Consider the following 18598-nt stretch of genomic DNA (forward strand, 5'->3'; position numbering starts at 1 on the left):
TCCGGCTCACACCTTCTTTATTTAAAACCTGAAATCCGTCTATGAGGCATGTTCTTTTTGCTCTGACCCGAATACGGCGCGTTCAAGCAGCTCCGCTACATCATACGTGCCGACCTGATCCTCCAATTCCTTGGCTTTTGTTCCGTCGCCGAGCATCGTCAAACAGTAAGGACAGCCCGAGCTGATGACAGAAGGTGATGTGCTGAGCGCCTGCTCCGTTCTGGCAACGTTGATCCTCGCGCCCGCCTCTTCCTCCATCCACATGAGGCCGCCCCCCGCTCCGCAGCACATTCCGTTTTCACGGCTGCGCTCCATTTCCGCTAAACGGATGCCCGGAATGGAGCGGAGAATAGCGCGCGGCGGATCGTAAACCTCGTTGTAGCGGCCCAAATAGCATGAATCATGAAAGGTGACGGTTTCGTGAACCGGAAACTCAGGTTTCAGCTTTCCTTCTTCAATGAGGGCAGCAAGAATTTCTGTATGATGATAAACTTCCGCTTTCAGACCAAAATCAGGATATTCATTTTTGAAAATATTGTATGCATGCGGGTCGATAGTTACAATTTTTTGAACATCATTTTTTTCAAATTCCTCAATGTTTTTTGCAGCTAGCTCCTGGAATAAAAACTCGTTGCCAAGCCGTCTCGGCGTATCGCCTGAATTTTTTTCTTTATTGCCTAATATCGCGAACGTGACCCCGGCTTGATTGAGGAGGCGAGCGAAAGCCATGGCGATCTTCTGGCTTCTCCGGTCATACGATCCCATCGACCCGACCCAAAACAGGTATTCAAAGGACTCGCCTTTTTTCTTCATTTCTTTTACTGTCGGCACCTCAACATCGTCTCTTATATCACGCCAGTTTTCACGTTCTTTTCGGTTTAATCCCCAAGGGTTCCCCTGCCTTTCAATGCTCGTCATGGCGCGTTGGGCATCTGCATCCATTTTTCCTTCTGTGAGCACGAGATAGCGGCGGAGATCGATGATCTTATCGACGTGCTCATTCATGACCGGGCACTGATCTTCACAATTCCGGCATGTTGTGCAGGCCCAAATTTCTTCTTCTGTGATGATGTCGCCGATTAAGCTCGGGTTGTAAAGTTCTGAAGCAGCCGCTTCCCTTGACCCTTCTCCCCCTGCCGCCATGGCCAGCTGGTTGCCTTTCGTATGCTGAAAGAGCGGTGCGGGTACCCAAGGCGTTCTCGATGTCACTGCTGCTCCCTTTTCTGTCAAATGGTCTCTGAGCCGCAAAATCAGATCCATCGGCGAAAGCATCTTGCCTGTTCCTGTAGCCGGGCACATATTGGTACAGCGCCCGCATTCCACGCATGCGTAAAGGTCGATCAGCTGGGACTGCCTGAATTCCTCGATCCGTCCGACGCCGAACGTTTCTTTTGTTTCATCTTCAAAATCGATTTTTTGAAGCTTTCCCGGGTTTGTCAGCCGGCTGAAAAATACGTTTGCCGGTCCGGCAATTAAGTGGGCGTGCTTTGACTGCGGTACATAGACTAAAAATGTCAGCAGGATGAGAAGGTGCGCCCACCACGCCGCGTAGAACACTGCCGCTGAAGCGGTTTCCCCCATAAAGCCGAAGGCAAAAGCGATGCCTGATGCCATCGGTTCGTGCCATGATAATGAATGTTCATGCCAGATCATGTTCATACCGTTTCCGAGTAAAACGGTAAACATCAAGCCGCCGATCAGCATGAGCACGATCCCCGACTTAAAATTGCGCTTCAGCCTGACGAGTTTTTCTATATACCGCCTGTGAAAAGCCCAGACTACCGCAATTAAAATCATCAGTGTGACGATTTCCTGAAAAAACGTAAACGCCGGGTAGACGCCGCCAAGCGGAATGCCTTGATCAGGAACGAGCCCTTTCAAAATAAAATCGATCGCTCCGAACTGAACGAGAATAAAGCCGTAAAAAAACATGACATGGATGATGCCGCTTTTTTTATCTTTAAGCAGTTTCTTTTGGCCGAACACGTTCTCCCATATCTTTTGAAGGCGCTCCTTCGTCCGCTTATCAAAATCCTCTTTTTGTCCGAGCCTGATGTAACTGATTCTCGTTCTGATCAAATAGACGAACAGATAAACGGCGTAAACGGTTACACCTAAAAACGCAATGAAATTCAACGACAGCAAGACATTCATCAGCTGCTCCCCCTTTCATTTCCCCAACCTTAAATCCCCTTGAACTACCTTTATCTTAAATAATGAATGAGTGTTCAGTCAATATATTTTCATAAATGCAGGAAAATAGGGGGACACTATTCTTTACACGAAAAAAGGGAGTGTCTTCATTGGTGCCGCTTATGATTATGGTATGTTTTCTCATCCTGCTTCTTGCGCTCGATTTCCATTTTGGCCGCAAAGCCTTTGAGAAGAAAGCCTACGAGCCCGTTTTTTCAGAGAAGAAAAGCGATATTGAACTGATTCATAATGGAGAAGACTTGTGTGAGCGGCTGCTGGATGACATCCGCCAGGCCGAATCGTCGGTGCATGTCATGTTTTATATTGTGAAGAACGATGACATCAGCCTTGAATTTTTGAAGGTGCTGAAGGATAAAGCGAAATCCGGCGTATGCGTACGATTGCTGATCGACCGGATCGGCGCGATGAAGGTGAAGAAAAAAACGCTCTCCGGCCTGAAACAAAGCGGTGTGCACGTTTTTTTCGCCAACAAGCCGGGCTTCCCCTATTTCTTTTACCGGCTGAATGCGAGGAATCATCGAAAAATCGCCGTCATAGACGGAAAGATCGGCTATGTGGGCGGATTTAACATCGCGAAAGAATACCTTGGTAAAAAAGCGGAATTCGGACCGTGGAAGGATTACCATTTGCGAATGACGGGAGAAGGCGTTGCCGACTTGCAGCACATTTTTATATCGGACTTCAAAAGAGAAGCGCCGCAGGCAAAGCCGGCCAACAGCGTATTTCCGCCGCTGCAGCAAGGAGCTGTCACCCATACAACCCATGCGACAAAGGGATTTTCTCTAGAGGAAAAATACATTTCATTTATCGAACAGGCAAAAGAAAGAATCATGATTTGCACGCCGTACTATATTCCGAGCCCGGCTTTGCAGCAGGCTGTTCTCTCAGCCAGGGAAAGGGGCGTGATCGTGTCGGTTCTCGTGCCGATGAAACCCGATCATCCGCTTGTCAAAGAGGCCGCCTACACGCACTTTCCAGCCCTTTTAAAAGCGGGCTGCTATATTTACCGGTACTACAGAGGCTTTTATCATGCAAAAGCATTAATCGTCGATGACCGGCATGTGATGATCGGAACATCGAATTTTGACAACAGGAGCCTGTTTCTCAATGATGAAGTGAATGTCGTCATCCATGATAAAGACTGGACAAAGCAATTCTTCGACGTCGTCAAGGAAAGCATTGAACACGCCGAGCTTCTGACAAAGGAGCGGTATGCGAAGCGGCCGGTGATGCAGCGGCCCGTCGAATGGCTGGCGAAATCGATTTCATTCTTTTTATAAAACGTACGTTTATCCTGCATGACATGCGGGTAACATTTCACCAAAGTGATGATTACATACGGAGGGGATGTACGATGAACCAAGCAGAGTCGATTAAACTCCGCGCCCAATCGATGACGTTAAAAAACTTGATTGAGCTGTACAAGCTTTGCCGCTCAGCCAGACATCAGCTATATATATGCTCAAGAAAAACGATGTGCAAAATCAAAGATTTAATTGAGCTGGAAATGTTCAGAATGGCCAATCGCGAAAATGAGTGCCTGATTGTCATCGAAGGGAAAATGGCGCAGGAATTAGTAAAAAAAGCACAATCGATTCTTTCTGACGCTCAAGTTCAATAAGGGAAGGCGGAAGTTCTTCCTTTGCGAGACGCCTCCTCACCAAATCAAGAAAAAATCCCCCGTTCAATGGACGGGGGATTCGTTTTACATTTTTTCAGGCGCTGATACGCCGATCAGCTTGAGGGCATTATTTAATGTGATTTGCGTTGCTTTCATCAATGATAAACGGGCCCGGCTTTTTTCTTCATCTGCCGGATCGAGGACTTTCTCAGCATTGTAAAAGCTGTGAAGCACAGATGCCAATTCAAAAATATAGTTTGTAATGCGGTGCGGAATCCGCTTCTCTGCGGCATCAGCGACGGCCTCAGGGAACGAGCCGATCACTTTAAGCAGATCATACTCTTTCTCAGAACCGATCTTCGTAAGATCAAGGTTCCCTTCAAAAGAAATGCCTTTTTCTTCGCCTTGGCGCAGCATGCTGCAAATTCTCGCATGGGCGTACTGCGCGTAGTAAACTGGATTCTCATTAGATGTTGAGACGGCCAGATCAAGGTCAAAGTCCATATGGGTATCGGCGCTGCGCATCGCAAAGAAGTAACGCACAGCGTCAAGGCCGACCTCATCAATAAGATCGCGCATTGTGACGGCTTTTCCGGTTCTTTTGCTCATTTTCATTTTTTCGCCGTTTTTGTAAAGGTGGACGAGCTGAATGATCTCGACCTCAAGCGTTTCTTTGTCATAACCGAGCGCTTCAATAGCCGCTTTCATGCGCGGGATATAGCCGTGATGGTCTGCTCCCCATACATTGATCAGCTTTTGGAAGCCGCGGTCAAGCTTGTCTTTGTGATAAGCGATGTCAGGCAGAAGATACGTGTAGGATCCGTCTTTTTTGATCAGCACGCGGTCTTTGTCATCGCCGAACGCCGTCGAGCGGAACCATGTCGCTCCGTCTTCTTCATAGATATGCCCTTTTTCGCGAAGGGCTTCGAGCGCCTGATCGATCTTTCCGTTTTGGTAAAGCGATGTCTCAGAGTACCAGACATCAAATGGGACACGGAAATTCTCCAGGTCTTCACGAAGTTTGCCCAATTCGTACTTTAAGCCGTATTCGCGGAAAAACGCGAGGCGTTCGCTCTCTTCTTCATGAACAAAACGATCGCCGAATTCGTCGGCGAGCTTTTGGCCGATTTCCTTAATATCTTCGCCGTGATACCCGTCTTCAGGCATCGGCTTATCTTTTCCAAGCGCCTGAAAGTAACGGGCTTCGACGGATAACGCGAGGTTGTTGATTTGATTGCCGGCATCGTTGATATAATATTCGCGGCTCACTTCATACCCCGCTTTTTCAAGTACATTGCAGAGGGAATCTCCGACAGCGGCTCCGCGGGCATGTCCAAGGTGCAGGTTGCCCGTCGGGTTTGCTGAGACGAATTCCACCTGGACGCGTTCCCCGCCCCCGATATTTGTTTCACCGTAGGCCTCTCCTGCTTCAAGCACAGCCGGAATCAGCTTCGTTAAATATTGATTGTTCATGTAGAAATTGATAAAGCCAGGTCCTGCGATATCAAGTTTGTCGATCGACGCTTTTCCTTTGTCAAAGGATGCGACGATTTCTTCGGCAATATTCCGCGGCGCTTTTTTGGCGATTCTCGCCAGCTGCATAGCCATATTAGTGGAATAGTCGCCATGCGACTTGTCTTTCGGAACTTCCAGTACGACTTCTGGAATCTCGCTTTCTTCGGCGAGGCCGGCTTTCATGACAGCTTCCTTAATTTCCTGCTTCAGCACATCTTTCATTTGTTCGACTATGTTCATGACTCGTGTCCTCCTCTATACGAAATCGACATCTTATGTAAATGCTTTTGTTCATCGCTTACAATCATATCGTACTCAATGCTGATCTTTCCGTCCGGCGGCTGATGTGTGACTGATACAGCTTTAGTATCCACGCCGAGCTCGAGTCTGCCGAATGGCATTTTATAATGAGTGACGGTGCGGCTGCCCGGCCTGAAGCGCTGTTTCATTTCGATGGCGCCGGAACGCATGACCAGAACTTCGTTTTCACTTGCCTTGACGATCGTCTTCACCTTTCCAGCATCATGCTCTTCATGATAAGAAAGATATATTTTATCTTTTTTCATATAATAAAATCCAGTTGTCCGGAACTCGATCGTCTCCGTGTCCGATCCTTCCCGGATAACAGATTTCACATAGATATGAACGGGTGTCTCCTGATCCATTCCGACACTTCCTTTTTCGATCCGATTTGACTTGATTAGTATAATCATTCGGGAAAAAAAGTTCAACCGCAGCTCCTTTATATCATCTTAACAGAACGGACGGGAAGATAAACCATTTTCTAAGAAAAAAGCCGTCCTGAAAAAAGGACAGCCTGTTTTATTTCACCCAGCCGAGCAGCATTTCGCGAATCAGCTTGCTTGCCGTATTTGCGGTTTGTTCCGAATGGTCATAGACAGGAGCGACTTCGACAAGGTCTCCTCCAACGACATTGACGTCTGAGCGGGCGATTTCGTGAATCGAAGCGAGCAGCTCTTTGGATGTGATGCCTCCGGCGTCAACCGTACCGGTTCCCGGCGCATGCGCGGGATCTAAGACATCGATGTCGATCGTCACATAAACCGGACGCCCCGCGAGTTTCGGCAGGACGGCTTTAAGCGGCTCAAGCACTTCAAATTTAGAAATGTGCATGCCGTTTTCTTTTGCCCATTCAAATTCTTCTTTCATGCCGGAGCGGATGCCGAATGAATAGACATTGCCGGGTCCGATCAGTTCCGCGGCTTTACGGATCGGCGTCGAATGCGAGAGCGGCTCTCCTTCATAGTCGACGCGGAGATCTGTGTGCGCATCCATATGGATGATGGCAAGATCGGGATATTTTTTGTACATCGCTTTAATGACCGGCCATGAAACGAGATGCTCTCCCCCCATACCGAGCGGGAATTTTCCTTTATCTAAAATGCTGTCGACATATTCTTCAATCATGTCGAGGCTCTTCTGCGGGTTCCCGAAAGGCAGCGGGATGTCGCCGGCGTCAAAGAAATGAACCTCTTCCAGCTCCCTGTCCAAATAAGGGCTGTATTCTTCAAGTCCGATGGACACCTCGCGGATTCTCGCCGGACCGAAGCGGGAGCCGGGACGGTAGCTGACCGTCCAATCCATCGGCATGCCGTAAAGGATGGCGTCCGCCTCTTCCCAATCGGGGCGGCTTGCGATAAACACCTTGCCGGAATATGCTTCATCAAATCTCATCTTCAAAAACCTCCCTGAAAAAAAGCGCAGAATGCCATCCTGCGCCAAACTGTTTTATTTGATTAAATCGCTGACGAATTTCGGAAGGACGAATGCCGCTTTATGAATTTCTTTTGTGTAGTATTTCGTCTCAATATCAAAGAAGCGGCTGTCCTCCACTTCAAGAGGATCGTATTTTTTCGAACCGATCGTAAACGTCCACAATCCGCTTGGATATGTCGGAATGTTGGCCAAATACAGCTTTGTAATCGGGAAGATCTCTTTTACATCGCGCTGAACGTTTGTGATCAGTTCAGGTGTAAACCAAGGGTTGTCCGTCTGAGCAACGAAAATGCCGTCTTCCTTTAGCGCTTTTGCTATGCCGGCGTAAAAGCCTTTTGTAAACAAGTTGACAGCAGGCCCTACTGGCTCGGTTGAATCCACCATGATGACATCGTACTCATTTTCAGATTGGGCAATGTGCATGAAGCCGTCATCGACTTTTACTTCGACGCGCGGATCGTCAAGTTTGCCTGCAATGGAAGGCAAGAATTTCTTGGAATATTCGATCACCTTGCCGTCAATATCGACAAGCGTCGCTTTTTTCACGCTCGGATGCTTCAAAATTTCACGGATAACGCCGCCGTCTCCGCCGCCGACCACAAGCACATGCTCAGGATTCGGATGCGTAAACAGGGGCACGTGCGCCACCATTTCGTGGTAGACAAATTCATCTTTTTCAGATGTCATGACCATGCCGTCCAAAAACAGCATGTTGCCGAATTCTTCAGTCTCGGCCATTTCGAGCTTTTGAAAATCTGTCTGCTCTGTATGTAAAGTCCTGTTGATTTTCATTGTAATACCGAAATTTTTCGTTTGCTTCTCTGTATACCAAAGTCCGCTCAAAGCGTCATCTTCCTTTCGTGATAAGCTGTATTTCAATCTATTTTTCTCGCCTGCGGCGGCGATTATTCTGCACTGAAGCATCGGCTTTTGCCTAAGGAAAAAGTATAGAGGAATTGCAGGTGATTGTAAAGACGGATCGATTCATTTTCAGGAGTCATTCCAAGTCCATTATATTCCCAATCGCCGATTTTTCTTTTATAATGGCTAAGCTAAGCACAGATGTGCATACTGTGCGCTTTTGGAGGTGTTCTCATTTGCAGAGCAAACAACTGCTCAAATTGTATATAACCAGCCGCCGGAAAAGGTTTTTATTGATATTTTTTCTGATCGGAGCGGCCGTTTTGTTTTTCAGCCCCGTTTATATCCGGGAGGCTGCCGTTCCGTCTTTGCCGGATTGGCTTCTCGAAGTCAGCGGATCTGTTTATTTGATGCATATGGTCGCTGTCCTGTCCGCAGCCTGTTTGTTCTACGGCACAGCGAATGGATGCGGCGTTCAGCAGGTGCAATTGCAACAAACAGAACGGTGTTGCCGTTGATTTTGCTCGGCTGCACCGTTTCTGCTTTTGTGATGATCTGCCTGCTGTTTTGGAGTGCGGCCATCGGCTGGTTTACATTCGGCGGCTACGGTGCGGAGAATGTTCATCCTTTTTTTGAGCTGTCGGGTTCTCCCCTCTGGTTTGTTGTCTCACGCCTGTTCATTGACTGGTGGTCGCTTTGCTTTCTGATTTTTCTCGGCTTGGCGGGAGTGCTGATCGCAAAGAAAGAGCAGCTTGCTCTATGGCTGCCGCTTGCGTGGTCCTCGGGTTTAATGCTCCTTTTCAAATTCAATATATCCTTTAAAGGGCTGCTCCCGGGGGAAGGCATGCTGTTGTCCATCCATGCAGCAGGAGCTTCCCCGATTCTGGCCGCATCAGTCAGCGAAGGTGCAGTTTTCGTATTATGGCTGATTTCATATGTGGCGACCGCCAAAAAATAGGATTCCTCATATTGCTGTCTTAATCTCCGCAGAGGGTCTGCCGTTTTTTCCTTCCCGCTTGTTTAAATCCTCCTCTTTTTCCTCATAATGATAAGAACATTTTATTTATCCGGGAGGAGATTTGAACATGGACATAATGACGGACAAGCGGGTCCGTTTAACCATCAAGACGATACGCGCATTTTTGTTCATGGGAGCATTGATGCTGATCTTCCTTTCAATCGTTGTCATGACGGTGGTCTTGGCGGCCAAATGGCAAGGCGCTCCTTCGATTCAGGTGCCGAGGTCTACCGTGCTGTATGACGGAAGCGGAAAGCAAATGGGGGAAACGCATTACGGGCAAAAGCGGTACTGGGTTTCGCTGAAGAACATCAATCCCGCAGTCATCGATGCCACGCTTGCCGTTGAAGACCGGAACTTTTTCCGGCACCACGGCTTTGACTATATGAGGATGGGCGGCGCCCTCATTGCCGATTTAAAGGCGATGTCCAAAGTTCAGGGAGCCAGCACCATCACCCAGCAATATGCGAGAAACCTCTACCTCGGCCACGATAAAACATGGAAAAGAAAGTGGAATGAAGCTTTTTATACGATAAGGCTTGAACAAAACTACACAAAGAAAGATATTTTGGAAGGCTATTTAAATACGATTTATTACGGGCATGGAGCATACGGAATCGAAGCGGCTTCCCGGCTGTATTTTGGCAAGCGGGCCAAAGATATCAATACGGCGGAGGCTGCAATGCTTGCCGGCATTCCAAAGGGTCCTTCAGTTTATTCGCCCTTTGTCAATGAAAAAAAAGCGAAAGAACGCCAGGAAATGATCCTGACAATGATGGAGAAACAAAACAAGCTGACGGAAATGCAGGCGGCAGCACTGAAAAAAATGCCGCTCCGCTTTGAAAAACAGGATAAGCAAACAACCGAAAAAACCGCTCCGTACTTTTATGACGAAGCTGTTAAAGAAATTTCGCGATTGCTGCGTTTGACGCCGGAGCAAGCGGAAACAGGCGGCTACAACGTATTCACCACGCTCAACCCGCGTCTCCAAAAAATTGCCGAGGATACGATCGAACACACGATAGATTCGTCATCCGACATTCAGGCGGGATTTGCAGCGATCAACCCGTCCGACGGCAGCGTTCTCGCGCTTGTCGGAGGACGCGACTACGAAAAAAGCCCTTTTAACCGCGTAACGCAGGCTATGCGGCAGCCCGGCTCCACCATGAAGCCTTTCCTTTATTATTCGGCGGTTCAAAACGGCTTTACACCGGCCACCCGAATGAGGAGCGCGGAAACGACATTTGAGCTCGGGCAAGGCAGCGCTTATTCCCCGAGCAACTATCACGGCTATTATGCAGACGGTCCGATCACGCTTCTGCAGGCACTGGCTTTGTCCGATAACATTTACGCCGTGAAAACCCACCTTTTCCTCGGCATGGACAAACTGATTGATGCCGCAAAGCAATTCGGCATCAACAGCCCGCTGCAAAAAGTGCCGTCGCTTGCGCTCGGAACATCCCCTGTGAAGCCGATTGAAATGGTGAACGGATACGCCATGTTTGCCAACGGCGGGAAAAAAATCGAACCTTCCTTTATTACGAAAATTACCGATCCGAACGGGAAGGTTCTTTATGAAAAACCGAAGCGGAGCAAACAAATCCTTGACCCAAAAGCGGCTTTTATCACGGCGAACATGATGAGCGGGATGTTCGACAAATCACTCAACGGCTATACATCTGTTACCGGCCGGACGATCGCAGATCAGCTGACGCGCCGATACGCCGGAAAATCGGGAACGACCAGCACCGACAGCTGGATGATCGGCTTTTATCCCGGTCTTGCTTCAGGCGTGTGGACGGGATATGACAAAGAGCGGACAATCGATGCCGTCGCAGAGAAAAACTATGCCAAACAAATTTGGGCTGAGTTTATGGAAAAAGCGCTTGAAGACGCGCCCGCCGCAGCTTTAATGCCGCCTGAAGGCGTGAAAGGGATGTACATCGACCCGGCTACAGGTTATGCGGCGGCGCCCAGCTGCCCGTCCAAATATTTCGCTTATTTTATCAAAGGTACTGAACCCGAGCAGGTTTGCTATGGAAAGGAAATCTATAAGGAGCAAAACGCCGGGCACGAAAAGCCCGCCGCTCCCCCCCATAAGCGGCAAAAGTGGTGGGAAAAATGGTTTAAAAAAGGAGAATAAACTTTTTAGGGGGATAGACGAACCCCCCGGACTTCATGGCAGTCCGGGGGGTTTTTCCTATTGCTGGAGCAGTCCCTTTTTCAGCTCGTCTGATGAACGGTCCCAAAGCCCTTGATCATGGTTTTTCAGAAAATCGGCAAGAACGCGCTTAGAACCTTCATCCATATGCTCGACGATAATCTTCCGCTTCATCGACTTATCCATTAAATTGACGTGCTCCGGAAGCGATTTGTAGCCGCGGCGGATGCTTCTGTCGACCGTCATTTCGCATGCCGTCACACCCGCATAATAAGGGCCTTCTTCCCTGCGGTCGATCGTAACCCACACAAGCCAGTAAGGTTTTCCGTTCGGCACCTCTTCTTTGTTCGGCAAAAATTTGATTCCTTTTTCAACCGTGCTGCGGGCGTGCATGGCGCCGATATCCACAAACGCTTCTTTCTCTTCAACATCGACAATGACAGGCGAGATGTTGTCAAGGCTTAATGCGCCTGCTCCAAATCCCCCGTGTCCGTCTGTCGGATCGCTTTTAATAATGTTGAATCCGATTGTTTTTTTCTTTTTTCCTTGTTCCATCAAAAATACCTCCTACATCAGCGGCCGGAAAACGCTGTTAAATATCGATATGATCAATTCCCGCCCGTCATTCAAAAACGGCCAGAATACATATTGGCCAAGCGGTGTAATGACGATAATCAGAAAGACGATCGAGCCGTACGCCTCATATTTCGACAGCTTCGCCCGCACTTCGGGGGCGACCACATCCTGTATAACCCGAAAACCGTCAAGAGGCGGGAACGGCATTAAATTAAACAGAAATAAAAGCAGGTTGAGATTCACCCAAATCGTAAAAAATTGAAGCAAACCGCTGTAAAAACCGGCAGGCAGCGTCCCGGACAGCTTCACGGACAAAAGCAGCAATATAAAACCGATGAAAGCAAGGATCAGATTGCTGATCGGTCCGGCGATTGACACGAGAAATCCGGCCAGCCTCGGGTTTTTAAAATAAAAGCGGTTAACGGGCACCGGCTTTGCCCAGCCGAATCCCAATATAAAGATCAAAATCGTTCCAAACGGATCAAGATGCTTAAGCGGGTTGAGCGTCAGCCTGCCCTGCCGTTTGGCCGTCTCATCGCCGAATTTGTAAGCCACATACGCATGGGCGACCTCATGCACAGTGAATGCGGCAGCAAGTGTCAAAACAACATACGGAATCATTTCCAGCGGATAAATAAGAAAACGGTCTAAAATGTGGCTTTCCCTCTTTCTCATATACAAAGATTTACTATCTCCAGTATACTATAAGAGAACCTGATGCTAAAGTGAGCAGCCATTTTTTAAAAGGAGGAGGAGAACATATGCCATACGTAACTGTTCAAATGCTGGAAGGCCGCACAGATGAACAAAAAAGAAATCTCGTTAAAAAAGTGACCGAAGCCGTCTCCGAAACAACAGGCGCACCTGCAGAAAAAATCGCGGTCATCATTGAGGAAATGAAAAAGGAAAACTACGGTGTCGCCGGCAAACGAATGAGCGATATGTAAAAGAAAACGGCGTTCGCCGCTTACGCGCGGGACGCCGTTTTTATTATTTATACCAAGCTTTGTTTTTAGTGATCTGGCTATTGTGAGCTGAATCCCAAACATCGACCGTGTATGCGTAGTCGTAGTTCATAATGCAGCGGATTCCGCTTCCTTGCGCATCGTGGTTCAAGCCGAAGTTATGGGAAAATTCGTGGGTTGCAGCTTTTGCCGTGTTGGCCGTTCCCTGGTCGAGGTTTACGCTGAAGGCGCTGCCGTTCGGCTTGCTGTTGTATACGTATGCGATGCCGCCGGCGTCAAAATTACTGTTCGCCGTAAATCCGACGACGAATTTATAGCTGCGCCCGCTGAAATTGCTCTGAAGGTTTGATAGAATTTGAGAGCTGTTGCTGCCTGAAGAGGTCCAAGGCGCCACAGCTTCGACGACAAAATCAACATCGTGATCCCTGTTGAACATGACATCCGCCTGCTCAATAATTTGGACGATTCTTGTCTGCCAATCGCTGTATTTCGCCCGATACTGAGCGTCAGCCACGGCAAGGACGCTCACTTTCTGGCTTCCCGTGCCTGCCTGGGTTGAAAACGACCCTTTGCCCGTATTCTTTTTAAACGTTTTCGTTCCCGTCACATTTCCTTTCTCATCCAGTATTTTCGTATTGACCGTTCTTTCAATTTGAACTTTTCCTTTCAAGTCTTTAAAATCTTTCGCTTTAGGCAAAGAATCAATATAAGTTCCTCTTGCTTCATGATCGTGCTCGTGCTCATGCCCGCCCGTCTTGGCGGCACCGGCCGTCACACCGGGAATGAGACTGACGGAAAGTAATAGAGATAAGAATAAAGAACGTTTCTTCACTGCAAAACCCCTCCTTATTTTTTGAACGAATGAAAAATTCTGCTAGTTATCAAAAAATTCCTTCAATTCATCCAAAAAGAGGAAATATTGCATACGTTCTTTTCACTGCTTCTTTCAATTTCCCTACAAAAATTCCAAAACGCAGACAAAAAAACAAACCAAAAAACCTACCGTTTTTCGGCAGGCTTATGAACAAAGATTTCTGAGCTTTTTTATGTAAGCGACGGCTTCATCGAATTCTTCGTCCGTATACCGCTGTTTGCTTTTTACGGTAAACACTTTTTCTCTAATCTCTTCCTGCTCCAGCCCCTCAAAATACAAAATCGTCGACACCAGTTCCAAAAAACGCGATGACTGGCCGTTTACGTCGTCTAAATAGGCTTTAATATCCCGCATATCCAGCTCACACTGGCTCAAAAACTGCTTTCCCGCTTCAGTGGGTGAATAGCGGTATTGATAATAGCCGCCCTTTTTTTCTTTGACTTCATGGAGAAATCCGAGATTGCAAAGTTCTTCGACTTGAAGCGTCAGCTCCTCTGAATAAGGCCCGTAAAAATGAAAATCATACTTTTCATAAAAAGGAAGCTCCAATTTCTTTGCGATATAAATGATTTTCTGCAGCTTTTTCCGCCCGACAATCTCCCCCGAATCCGAGAAGACCTTCATCAGCTTTGCATGTTCTTTTAACAAATCTCCGCCATCTCCTTCATCCTTTTCTTTCTATTTCAGTCCGAGCAATTCTTTCATTCTTTTCGCATGACGGCCGTCAGGCAGCCCTTCGATTAAATCGAGCGGGAAATACAGCTTATGGTCCGTTCTCCGCTTGCCTGATATCGCATCGACAATATCGGACTGCCGCGACAGCTCCTTAATCTGGCCGTTGTGCGTCAGCAATTGAATCGGGAGGCGTTCCTCTTCTTCCCCCGGTCTGTAGAAATCATAAGGAAGATCTGAGGACGAATCCACCACAAGATAATATTCGGGATCAATCCCTGATTCTTTAAACAAGTTGGTCAGTTCAAAGTAAGTCGCCATTTCCTCATTCGGATTGAATTCCGCATACTGGAACAGCCTGCGGTTGATAAAACGGCGGCATAAATCAGACAAAATTTCGTCCTCTTCTTTTTCCCAGGCCTGAAAATAATAAAGAATGATTGATTCATCAAGACTTAAATAATCTTCCAATGTGACATTGCCTTCAAAAATAGAATAAAAATGCACTGGCGCATGCGTGAAAACATAGCCTTCCTCATGAAGCTGCTTTGCACGGTGAAGAATCTTCGTCAAAATCACTTCCGCACTTCTTGTCACAGGATGGAAGTAGACCTGCCAGTACATCTGGTACCGGCTCATAATATAGTCCTCAACAGCATGCATTCCGCTTTGCTTAATGACGATTTGGTCTTCGCGCGGCCGCATGACGCGGAGAATCCGCTCCATATCAAAATGACCGTAGCTGACGCCGGTGTAATAGGCGTCCCTCTGAAGGTAGTCCATGCGGTCAGCGTCAATCTGGCTTGAGATCAGGCTGACGACCTGCTTATTTTGATAGGTTTTCGCGATGACTTCAGCGACATCCTTTGCAAATGTCGGACTTACCTTGTTTAATACTCGGTTAACTTCTGTATCGCCTAAAATGATCGCTCTCGTAAAGTCTTCATGATCAAGCCGGAAGACCTTTTCAAACGAATGGGAAAACGGGCCGTGCCCCAAATCGTGCAGCAATGCGGCGCAAAGGCACAGATCGCGCTCGCTGTCATCCCATTCCTCCCTGCCTTTAAAAACGTCATCAACCATTCTTCTGACAATTTCATAGACGCCGAGAGAATGGTTGAAACGGCTGTGTTCGGCTCCGTGAAACGTCAAATAGGTCGTCCCAAGCTGTTTGATTCTGCGCAGCCTCTGAAATTCGCGGGTTCCGATCAAGTCCCATATCAGCTTGTCCCGTACGTGGACATAGCGGTGAACAGGATCTTTAAACACTTTTTCTTCTGATAATTTTCCGTTTGGATACGCCATTTTTGTCCCTCTTTTTTTCAAACGTGAGGCAAACTGATCGCTGCCCATCCGTCTCTTTTTCTTCGGAAAACTAAATGTATATTGTAAGTATTGCCCGATCTGCTTGTTTTCTTTAAGGTCTGCTTCTATTATATCGAGTCTGTTTTTTTGAAAACATCCTTGAATTTACCCGGCCATTTGTTCCAGCCTGCCAAAAAGCCGTTAAACAAGCAAAAACGCCTGACCCGTTAGGGAGGCGGTTATTTTTTGAGTTTCTTTTTCACTTTTTCGATCAGCTCGTCTTCATCAGGAGCTGACAGCGGACGATTATTGACAAACGCAAACGATTTTTTTCGTCCCGGCCCGCAGTAAGACTGGCAGCCGATTTCCACTTTTGCATCCGGATCAATTTCTTTCAGACGGGGCAAAAGCGTCTTTAAATTGGTGGCCTGGCAATCGTCGCATACTCGAAATTCATTAGCCATTTCATACGCTTCCTTTCGTTTTGTTCATCTGTCTTTATGAAAGGCATTCAACTGTGCCGAACTTTTATAAAAAATGACACCATCCTTCATTTTACAAGGATTCTTTCATTCCTGCAAGGATCGCGCTAAAAAAATCAGTTCCTATTCTTTTAGCAAACTTGTATAAATATTTTCCAAAATGGACAATCTAATACCAATACTGACAATGGGAGTTGAGAAGTGATGAAACAAAGACAAGACGCTTGGTCTGAGGAAAATGATTTACTGCTTGCTGAAACGGTATTGCGGCATGTCAGGGAAGGGAGCACACAGCTGAACGCCTTCGAGGAAGTCGGAGACAGACTGAACAGGACATCAGCCGCCTGCGGTTTTAGATGGAACGCAGTTGTCCGCCACCAATACGAAAAAGCATTGCAGCTGGCTAAAAAACAGAGGAAGCAAAGAATGCGCGCCCTCGGAAACGGACAGCCGGCGAAAAAACGCTTATTATACAAGCCGCCGGTCGAAACGAATGCTGAACCTCCTGCAGAAAGCGTTGTTGAGCAGAAGAAAGCAACCGCAGATTCAAGCGAACAGCAGCCGATCGCCAGCGAGCATCTGCCTTATGTTGATGAGAGCTTTAAAGAAGAGTTAGCTAGTTTATCTCACCTTCTATCGCCAAATCAGCCGCAGGCCGGCCATACAGCCGATACATCGAAAGACATGACGATCGATGATGTGATCCGCTTCCTGCAAAACTATACAGGAAACGAAGAACAAACTGCCGCTTTAAAAATGGAAAATGAACGTTTAAAACAGGAAAACGAAGAACTGACGAAGAAAGTTGAAAAGCTTGAAGCGGAAGTCAAAAAGCTGGAAAAAGACCAGACAACCATCCAGGAAGACTACGAAACGCTCGTAAAAATTATGAACCGTGCAAGAAAACTAGTTTTATTCGAAGAAGACGAACACGCTGCGCCCGCCTTCAAAATGGACCGGAACGGCAATTTAGAAAAAATGGCTGAATAGCGCTCTCAGAGGATGCGGCAGAGACGTTCAGGCAGCAAGGACTGACAATGCATACAAACATTTTTCGATACGAGGATACCCCTTTCTTTAAAAAAGGGGGTATTTTTACCTTTCTGCGGCTTGCTTTTATATGACAAAAATTTCATAATAGGGATAGCAATTCATAAGGCGGGGTATTCGATGAAGTTTGTTTTATATGCGGTTCAGTTCGGCACTGCGGCCCTTTTGTTTTTGTTTTCTGCATTGGCAAGCTGGTATCAAGGCAGCGAGCTTTTAAAGGTGCCGTGGGAGTGGAAATATACAGCCAAGTTTACAAGTTGGCTGTACGGAGAGGACTCCATTAAAAACGCACATAATATTTCACAGCTTGATTTTTTCGTCTATGCGGCCAAGCATACGCCGGCAACCGTTATTTTAATGGCCGTCAGTTTGGCGTATATCATCGCTTTGGCGGCTTATCTTCTCATCAAAACATATGTAAAACGAAAAAGCGCTTCGAGCGCAGCATAAAAAAACCGCTCCGGAAGCGGTGAGGTGTGGCAAAATCCTAAAACGTTCAACCGTTTTAGGATTTTGCCGTCTTTGAAGCATTTTACAGCCCGCTGGTTTTTCACCGCTTTAAGCATGCCTGACAACGAATATAAAGGCGGCGGAGGCTCTTCTTCTATCCAAAAACCTTTTCATTCCGTTCAATCATGCGGACAAGGTTTTTCTCATACACTTCCTCTTCTGCGGGCGTGAGAGGGCCTTGATAAATCTCCCCGCCCAGCTCTTTCAGCTGTGTCAGAAGCAAGAGCATCAAGTCCTGCACCGAAATGTCTTCATTGAGAAGCTCAGAAAGCGAAGCCATCGTTTCCGGGCGAATATCGGGATAAACGGCTTTTGTTTTCCCGCGCATGTCTTTCAAGGCGGTGTCGTAAAAGCGTTTGATCAGCTCAGCGCGCCCGCTTCCGCTTTGATCAGCGCACAAATAAATTTGAACAGCCACTCCGCCTCTCAGGCGCCTCTGGGAAATTCCCGCAAATTTCCTTCCCCCGATGCTCAAATCAAAGCTTCCTGGACAGTAGGAGCCTTTGATTTCATAGGCTTCGATTGCTGCGTCATAGGATGACAGCATTCGCTTAACGAGCTCAAACATCGCTTCATAGCCTCTGTCGATATCAATTCCGTTTTTCTTATCCTGAAAAATCAGGGAAACGTTTAAAACCCCGCTGTCCAAAACGACGGCCAGTCCGCCGGAATTGCGGACGATGGCTTGATAGCCCGCTTCTTCAAGCAATGAAATCCCTTCTTGTAAATAAGGGAGCCTTGTATCCTGGATTCCGAGCACAATCGTGTCATGGTGCACCCAGGAACGCGCGGTCGCCGGAGATAAACCTTTCCCGACAGAAGCGCACAGCGTATCATCTATCGCAAATGATTGTTTTGCATCAAAATATGGGCCGAGACTGGATTGGTCAATGATTCTCCATTTCGGCTGGATGAGTAGATCAATCGGTTGCTTTGCCATATATAGTGTAAACCCTTTCGTTTTGCATTTCAGCCAACATCCATTATACCATTTACGAAAACATGTGGTGGAAATTTTCTTATCTCCGGCGCTTCCT

Annotated in this window: 20 protein-coding genes; 8 read left to right on the forward strand and 12 right to left on the reverse strand. The window is 47.3% G+C overall.

Annotated features, from left to right (window positions below; translation table 11 throughout):
• Nucleotides 1–39: 39 nt before the first annotated feature.
• On the reverse strand, nt 40–2154 hold the full coding sequence (locus tag TRNA_RS41015; protein ID WP_011198396.1) for a (Fe-S)-binding protein: 2115 nt from the start codon (nt 2152–2154) through the stop codon (nt 40–42).
• Between the two features lie 161 nt (nt 2155–2315).
• Here TRNA_RS41015 and cls point away from each other — a divergent pair, with 161 nt between their 5' ends.
• On the forward strand, nt 2316–3494 hold the full coding sequence (gene cls / locus TRNA_RS41020) for a cardiolipin synthase (RefSeq protein WP_031314741.1): 1179 nt from the start codon (nt 2316–2318) through the stop codon (nt 3492–3494).
• Nucleotides 3495–3568: 74 nt separating this feature from the next.
• Nucleotides 3569–3835, forward strand: coding sequence for a hypothetical protein (locus tag TRNA_RS41025; RefSeq protein WP_003186076.1), 267 nt, complete (start codon nt 3569–3571; stop codon nt 3833–3835).
• 84 nt (nt 3836–3919) lie between these two features.
• Here TRNA_RS41025 and argS read toward each other — a convergent pair whose 3' ends face one another.
• The 4 genes from argS to speE all read right to left on the reverse strand — a co-directional run bounded on the left by argS (nt 3920) and on the right by speE (nt 7930).
• Nucleotides 3920–5590 carry an arginine--tRNA ligase gene (gene argS, locus TRNA_RS41030; protein WP_003186077.1) on the reverse strand — a complete coding sequence of 557 codons (1671 nt, stop codon included), beginning with the start codon at nt 5588–5590 and terminating at the stop codon, nt 3920–3922.
• Entirely contained in the window at nt 5587–6015 is a 429-nt protein-coding gene (locus tag TRNA_RS41035) for a DUF1934 domain-containing protein (protein WP_011198397.1), read from the reverse strand. The genes argS and TRNA_RS41035 overlap by 4 nt, the downstream gene beginning before the upstream one ends.
• 157 nt (nt 6016–6172) lie before the next feature.
• Nucleotides 6173–7045: an agmatinase gene (gene speB, locus TRNA_RS41040; protein WP_003186079.1), complete on the reverse strand. Its 873-nt coding sequence runs from the start codon at nt 7043–7045 to the stop codon at nt 6173–6175.
• Nucleotides 7046–7099: 54 nt separating this feature from the next.
• Nucleotides 7100–7930, reverse strand: a complete 831-nt coding sequence (gene speE / locus TRNA_RS41045; RefSeq protein WP_003186080.1) for a spermidine synthase — start codon at nt 7928–7930, stop codon at nt 7100–7102.
• Nucleotides 7931–8184: 254 nt separating this feature from the next.
• Between speE and TRNA_RS41050 the strand changes: the two genes are divergently transcribed.
• From TRNA_RS41050 to TRNA_RS41060, 3 genes are all read left to right on the forward strand, one after another.
• Nucleotides 8185–8466 (forward strand): hypothetical protein, encoded by a 282-nt coding sequence (locus tag TRNA_RS41050; protein ID WP_009329794.1) that lies wholly within the window; start codon nt 8185–8187, stop codon nt 8464–8466.
• A complete protein-coding gene (locus TRNA_RS41055; protein WP_369878894.1) occupies nt 8454–8906 on the forward strand; it encodes a hypothetical protein in 453 nt (150 codons plus the stop codon). Before TRNA_RS41050 ends, TRNA_RS41055 begins: the two co-directional genes overlap by 13 nt.
• Nucleotides 8907–9033: 127 nt before the next feature.
• Nucleotides 9034–11109, forward strand: coding sequence for a transglycosylase domain-containing protein (locus TRNA_RS41060; protein ID WP_003186083.1), 2076 nt, complete (start codon nt 9034–9036; stop codon nt 11107–11109).
• A 57-nt stretch (nt 11110–11166) separates the two neighbouring features.
• Here TRNA_RS41060 and TRNA_RS41065 read toward each other — a convergent pair whose 3' ends face one another.
• Nucleotides 11167–11682: a YwhD family protein gene (locus TRNA_RS41065; protein ID WP_003186085.1), complete on the reverse strand. Its 516-nt coding sequence runs from the start codon at nt 11680–11682 to the stop codon at nt 11167–11169.
• A 12-nt stretch (nt 11683–11694) separates the two neighbouring features.
• Nucleotides 11695–12378, reverse strand: coding sequence for a site-2 protease family protein (locus TRNA_RS41070; RefSeq protein WP_009329798.1), 684 nt, complete (start codon nt 12376–12378; stop codon nt 11695–11697).
• Between the two features lie 86 nt (nt 12379–12464).
• On the opposite strand from TRNA_RS41070, the gene TRNA_RS41075 reads away from it, so the two are divergent.
• On the forward strand, nt 12465–12650 hold the full coding sequence (locus TRNA_RS41075; RefSeq protein ID WP_003186089.1) for a 2-hydroxymuconate tautomerase: 186 nt from the start codon (nt 12465–12467) through the stop codon (nt 12648–12650).
• Nucleotides 12651–12693: 43 nt separating this feature from the next.
• Here TRNA_RS41075 and TRNA_RS41080 read toward each other — a convergent pair whose 3' ends face one another.
• The 4 genes from TRNA_RS41080 to TRNA_RS41095 all read right to left on the reverse strand — a co-directional run bounded on the left by TRNA_RS41080 (nt 12694) and on the right by TRNA_RS41095 (nt 15983).
• The gene (locus TRNA_RS41080) at nt 12694–13500 is read right to left on the reverse strand and encodes a zinc-dependent metalloprotease (RefSeq protein ID WP_003186091.1); all 807 of its coding nucleotides are present in this window, start codon (nt 13498–13500) and stop codon (nt 12694–12696) included.
• 186 nt (nt 13501–13686) lie between these two features.
• Complete coding sequence (locus tag TRNA_RS41085; protein WP_003186093.1) at nt 13687–14190, reverse strand: YwgA family protein; 504 nt, start codon at nt 14188–14190, stop codon at nt 13687–13689.
• A gap of 30 nt (nt 14191–14220) precedes the next feature.
• On the reverse strand, nt 14221–15519 hold the full coding sequence (locus TRNA_RS41090) for an HD domain-containing protein (protein WP_011198398.1): 1299 nt from the start codon (nt 15517–15519) through the stop codon (nt 14221–14223).
• Between the two features lie 239 nt (nt 15520–15758).
• Nucleotides 15759–15983 carry a DUF1450 domain-containing protein gene (locus TRNA_RS41095; RefSeq protein WP_003186096.1) on the reverse strand — a complete coding sequence of 75 codons (225 nt, stop codon included), beginning with the start codon at nt 15981–15983 and terminating at the stop codon, nt 15759–15761.
• Between the two features lie 219 nt (nt 15984–16202).
• On the opposite strand from TRNA_RS41095, the gene TRNA_RS41100 reads away from it, so the two are divergent.
• Nucleotides 16203–16991 (forward strand): RsfA family transcriptional regulator, encoded by a 789-nt coding sequence (locus TRNA_RS41100; RefSeq protein WP_025805379.1) that lies wholly within the window; start codon nt 16203–16205, stop codon nt 16989–16991.
• A gap of 180 nt (nt 16992–17171) precedes the next feature.
• Nucleotides 17172–17501, forward strand: coding sequence for a YjdJ family protein (locus tag TRNA_RS41105; RefSeq protein WP_003186099.1), 330 nt, complete (start codon nt 17172–17174; stop codon nt 17499–17501).
• Between the two features lie 154 nt (nt 17502–17655).
• Here TRNA_RS41105 and TRNA_RS41110 read toward each other — a convergent pair whose 3' ends face one another.
• Entirely contained in the window at nt 17656–18501 is an 846-nt protein-coding gene (locus TRNA_RS41110; protein ID WP_009329800.1) for a lipoate--protein ligase family protein, read from the reverse strand.
• Nucleotides 18502–18598: the final 97 nt, after the last annotated feature.

This window comes from Bacillus licheniformis DSM 13 = ATCC 14580 (assembly GCF_000011645.1).
Lineage (GTDB): Bacteria > Bacillota > Bacilli > Bacillales > Bacillaceae > Bacillus > Bacillus licheniformis.